The 5,019-nt window shown below is 61.7% G+C and carries 5 protein-coding genes and 1 tRNA gene; 1 reads left to right on the top strand and 5 read right to left on the bottom strand.

Annotated features, from left to right (window positions below; translation table 11 throughout):
• The 4 genes from U9R81_RS13350 to U9R81_RS13335 form a co-directional block, all read right to left on the bottom strand.
• A tRNA-Pro gene (locus U9R81_RS13350) sits at positions 1-77 on the bottom strand.
• Positions 78-241: 164 nt separating this feature from the next.
• Positions 242-751, bottom strand: a complete 510-nt coding sequence (locus U9R81_RS13345; RefSeq protein ID WP_322495935.1) for a hypothetical protein — start codon at positions 749-751, stop codon at positions 242-244.
• Positions 752-840: 89 nt separating this feature from the next.
• Entirely contained in the window at positions 841-2,382 is a 1,542-nt protein-coding gene (locus tag U9R81_RS13340; RefSeq protein WP_322495934.1) for an MFS transporter, read from the bottom strand.
• Entirely contained in the window at positions 2,379-3,101 is a 723-nt protein-coding gene (locus U9R81_RS13335) for an LppX_LprAFG lipoprotein (RefSeq protein ID WP_322495933.1), read from the bottom strand. Before U9R81_RS13335 ends, U9R81_RS13340 begins: the two co-directional genes overlap by 4 nt.
• A gap of 64 nt (positions 3,102-3,165) precedes the next feature.
• On the opposite strand from U9R81_RS13335, the gene U9R81_RS13330 reads away from it, so the two are divergent.
• Positions 3,166-4,092: a 2-dehydropantoate 2-reductase gene (locus tag U9R81_RS13330; protein WP_322495932.1), complete on the top strand. Its 927-nt coding sequence runs from the start codon at positions 3,166-3,168 to the stop codon at positions 4,090-4,092.
• Here the strand turns inward: U9R81_RS13330 and U9R81_RS13325 are convergent.
• On the bottom strand, positions 4,046-4,939 hold the full coding sequence (locus U9R81_RS13325; RefSeq protein WP_322495931.1) for a metallophosphoesterase family protein: 894 nt from the start codon (positions 4,937-4,939) through the stop codon (positions 4,046-4,048). The two genes, U9R81_RS13330 and U9R81_RS13325, sit on opposite strands and share 47 nt — an antisense overlap.
• Positions 4,940-5,019 lie beyond the last annotated feature (80 nt).

The following is a 5,019-nucleotide window of genomic DNA, read 5'->3' as shown; positions in this document are numbered from 1 at the left end:
TGGTCGGGGCGGAGGGATTTGAACCCACGACCCCCGCGTCCCAAACGCGGTGCTCTACCAGGCTGAGCCACGCCCCGACGCCTTTAAGGTTAGCAGCAAGGTAGGGATTTTGTCAAGCGGGTTGCTGATAGCCGCGAGAAGACACAAAAGAGCCAAATAGTTCTAGCGGAGAATACACCGTACAATCGGCCAACGAGCCATCGTTGCGGATGATTCGCTTCATTCTTGTCGCCTCATCACGTCAATCACCCTCGGCAGCCGGCGGCACAGGGGGCGGGCCGGGGCGTGGCGTGAGTTGGAGACGGGCGCGCACACGAGCCATTTCGCCGACGGCGAGGCGGGCTTCGGCCAGCCATTCGCGGTGTTCGTAGGCAAAGGCGCGAGCAATGTAGGCCAATGCGCTGCTGCGGGTATCGGCAATGCCAACCGCCACCAACAGATCGAGCAATTCACGTTCGGCACGGCCCAGCCGGGTCATCACTGGTACTGTGCGGGTGGTAAAGAGCACCTCGTGGTCAGCGGTGCGCATACCCCACGCCACTGGCACCCCGCAGTGACGTTCGATCTCGCGCGCGATTCGCATCCGGTCACGCCGGGTCTGCTCACGCAACAGCGGAATCTCTTCGAGCGGACGCGCGATAGGCAGAATGATGATCAATTCGTCGCTGTACCGGCGAATCTCAGCCGAGCCAGCCCGCACGTCAGCCGGCAACCGCTGTGCGATCAGGCGCTGAATCTCGTCGTCGTGCATTGAACATGTCCGTTCTGTTGTTATCAAACCCAGCGATACTGCGGAGTGAGGAGCGGCAGTTGTACTGCCGCACTCCATAGCGAGAGGGTCTACTGCTTACCATCCGCACCGGCGGAGGCTTGGCGCATCAACCACGCTGCCAGCAGCCCGACCACACATGCCGCTGCGCCGAACAAAAACGTTTCGCCGATCACCTGCGCCGCAATCTCCATCAGGAATCGGGCCGGGTCGGTCATAGCCAGCGGGTTATCGGCGCCGGCCCGGCGCAATTCATCTTGGCGATGTACGCCCCAGAGAGTCAAGATCGCGACGCCGACCGTCATCCCTACCAGCCGCAACGCAATCACCAACGCCGACGCAGCGCCGCGCCGGTCTTCACCGGCTGCCGCCACCACTGTATCGGCTACCGGCGCAATCACCAAGCCAAGGCCAATCCCAGTCAACGCCAGCTCAAGGCCCATGCGCAGATAGGTCGCTTCAGGCCCCCAAAATGCCATCAGCGTATAGCCAACCAACGCGAGGGCCAAACCGAGCAACGCCGGCAAGCGCCCGCCGTAGCGTCCAGTCAACAAACCACCCGGCAGCGCCGCCACCGCCATGCTCAAGGTCAAGGCTGACAGCATCCAGCCGGCATCCCACGCCGCCACCCGCAGAATATCGCTATCGGTTGGGTTGTAGAGCAGCAGATAAGTATTGATATAGAGTGGCACATTCGTGATCGCAATCGCCAGCCCAAAGCCGACCATGACATTGATCACGCAAGCCATCGCTGTATCGCGCCGGGTAAAGAGTTCCAGCCCGATCAGCGGATCGGCGCTGCGCCGCTCGGCCCAGACGAAGAGGGCTAGCAACACCAGCGCCACTATCACCAGCGGCCCGGCGTAGGGTGGCGGCCCCAGCCGCTCGCCGTAGAAATCGGTTGCGCCCAATTCACTGCCGGCAGCCAAGCCGATATTCAACGCCACCAGACTGCCACTGAGCAACACCGTGCCCAGCCAATCGAAATGGCCGGCTCGCGGCGGGGTAGGAATCTGGCGCAATGCGTACCACGTCAACCCCAACGCCACCAGCCCGATCGGCAGATTCAGCCAGAAGAGCAGCCGCCAATCGTCGAAAATCCGCATCAGCACGCCGCCGTAAAGATGGCCGACCATCCAGCCGGCGGTATCAACCGCGCCGATCAACCCCAGCGCCGCCGCGCGCTGGCCGGGAGGAAAGAGATCGCCAACCAGCGCCATCGAGACCGGAACCAGCGCCCCCGCGCCCAGCGCCTGCACTACCCGGCCAATGATCAGCATCGTCAGATTGGGCGCGGCGGCCACCCACGCCGACCCGATCAAAAAGACGATCAAGCAAACAAGATAGACCATGCGCCGTCCGAGCAGATCCGATAAGCGGCCCATAAAGGTGATGCTCACCGTATAGGCCAGCAGATAGCCGCTCACTGCCCACGACGCCCGGTTAAGTTCGGTGTCGAGCGACAGGCGCAGGTCGATCATGACCTTCGGCAACACCGCGCTAATCACGGTCAAATCAACCGCGCCGATAAAGATCGCCAAGCAGACCAATCCCAGTGTAATCCGGGGATCGAACGCGCGCACTCCGGTTTTGGTCAGCGCAGGATTCGTCATGGGCATTGCACCGGTTCGCGGACATCAACCGTTTTGTCGTATTCGCTAAACTCAAGCGTCCACGTGCTGGGACTGGTCGCATCGGTAGCCGTATCAACCAGCACCACCTGGCTAGCGCGCATAGTCGCCTGATCGGCCCACAAATCAGTGGCGACCGGCCCTGCCCCCAACAGATTGAGGCTGATTGCGCGCAACTTGTCAGCCGGTAGCGTGCCGCGCAGATGGTAATGCGGACGACCGTTCAGGTCTTCAATCCCCACCAGCGTCACATCGGCAAACTGGTTCGCCAGCAACGCCTCGATCCCAATATCGGGAGCAAATAAGACCGCCGGATCAAAGGTCGAGCCGGGTTGCAGACACATCCACTGGCGGGTAATCGGATTCGTCGTGTACTGCTTGCCGGCCAGCGAGACCGTCCGGATCTCGCTAATTGCATTGCCAAGCGTGATGTTGAGCACCGAGAGCACAGCATCAGGACGGCGCAAATCGCCTTCGATGCTATTCAGCGTCGTTAACCCTCCCGCGTCGAGCGCCACCGGCTTGCCGGTCAGGGTAATCCGAAAATGGGCGCTCTGGCTATTTTGGGTTGCCTGACCGATAGCCGATGCCAACGCTCGTGGATCGGGAGTCGGTGTCGGTGTTGGCGGCGCTGCCGCCCCCCCACAACCAACCAGCCCCAAGACCAGACTCGCGATGAGCAATCTCCAGATCTGCTTCATAGCGCACCTTTTCATCTGCTGTGCTACCATGGTCGTGACAGTAGTATAACAGAGGTCGCCCACTATGAAGATTGCAATTATTGGCGCCGGCGCGCTTGGCAGTGTGATCGGATTCCACCTCGCTCCTGTCATTTCGATCACGCTCGTGGATCCGTGGGCGGAACACGTTAGCACCATCAACGCGACCGGGTTGCGCTGCGCCTTAGATGGTGACGAAATCACCCGTTCGATCCTAGCAACGATTGACCCGGCGAGCGTGGAGCCGGTTGATGTCGCGCTCGTTACCGTCAAAGCCGCCCAAACCGTGTGGGCCGCCGAGACAGCCGCGCAGATCTTGAAACCCGGCGGGGTAGCGTACACGCTGCAAAATGGGCTAGGGAACGCCGAAGTGCTGAGCAGGCGGCTGGGAACATTACGCGTTGGGCAAGCAGTGACCACGCTCGGCGCAACCCTGCTTGGCCCCGGACGGGTGCGTCTCGCCGGTCGCGGGCCGACCACGTTTGGCGCGGCGCCGTCGCTTAGCATCGCTTACGCGCTCGCCGACACGTTTCGCACCGCTGGCTTGCCGGCTGGGGTTACAACCAATCTGGACAGCTTAGTGTGGGGGAAACTGATTGTGAATGTGGGCATCAACGCGCTCACCGCGATCCTGCGCGTTCCCAACGGCGCCTTGGCAAGCGTGCCGACAGCATCTGCCCTTGTCCGGCAAGCTGTGGAGGAAGCGGTGGCAGTAGCGCGTGCCGCCGGCATTACACTAGCGTTAGCCGATCCCGTGGCCGAGACGCTGGCCGTGGCGCAAGCGACCGCGGCGAACCGCTCGTCAATGCTGCAAGACATCTTGCGCGGCGCACCCACCGAAATCGACACCATCAACGGCGCGATTGTGCGTGAAGGCCGCCGGCTCGGTGTGCCGACGCCGTTCAACGAGCTGCTGTGCGATTTGGTTAAGGCATTAGAAGCGACGGCGCCGTTGCGCGTGCAGGAGCCGTAGCCGGCATCCGGTCAAGATCGGCCAAAAACCGGTGGACGGCCTCGTCCGCGCTTATCTTGCCGGCGATCACCGGATCGTAATACACCGGCACAAAATCGAACAAAAACGAGCGCGCCATTTCCAGCTCGCGCACCATAATCTGGGCAATCGGCCCGCACGCAGGAACCATCACTGCGCGCGCCGCGTGCAGCGTGGCGGCGCGATCATACGGCACCCGCACAATCTGCGCCTGCCAGCCGTGCTGGTCGAGGGTCAAGCGAGCATACGCGACCCGCCAGTCGCCATCAAAAGGCAACCCAACCGACCCCACGTTCACCACCAACGTCTGCCCAACCCAGCGGGTGAACGGCATATGGGTGTGAGCGGTGCAAAACACCGCAGCTTCCGAATCAATCTTGGCCTGCAATTCGAGCTGCGAATGAGAGGGCAACAAACCATCACGGTCGTGATGGATCGAGCCGTGATAGACCATCACTGTTCCTCTCGGCGTCGCTAACGCTAAACTCGTGGGGAGCGCCTTGATCTGCGGCAACAGATCAACCACTTCCTGATGCGTCCAGATAATCGGCCCGTGCAATACGCGCTGGCCGCCCTGCGGCGGATGGCCCGTGTTCAGATCGTGGTCATAGCTGAGGATGTAACCCTCGTGATTGCCGCGCAATACATGCCAGCCTCGTTCAGCCTGCATCTGCAAGGCCAGCTCAAGGCAAGGGCGCGGTTGCGGGCCACGATTGATGATGTCGCCGGCAATGATGACCGTATCAGGCTGCCACTGCTCGATATCGGCAATCACCGCGCGAAAAGCGGCGAGATTCGCGTGAACGTCGGCGAGAACAGCTATCTTCATTGGTGTGTAATAGCCTCCGTGATATTTATGCTTGTCAGCCCCCCCCCCCCCACCCCTCCCCCGCCGGGGGAGGGAACCCG

The organism is Chloroflexus sp. (assembly GCF_034435895.1).
GTDB lineage: Bacteria > Chloroflexota > Chloroflexia > Chloroflexales > Chloroflexaceae > Chloroflexus.
Note: the sequence above shows the minus strand (reverse complement) of the source record. Positions and strands in the feature narration are given on the sequence as shown.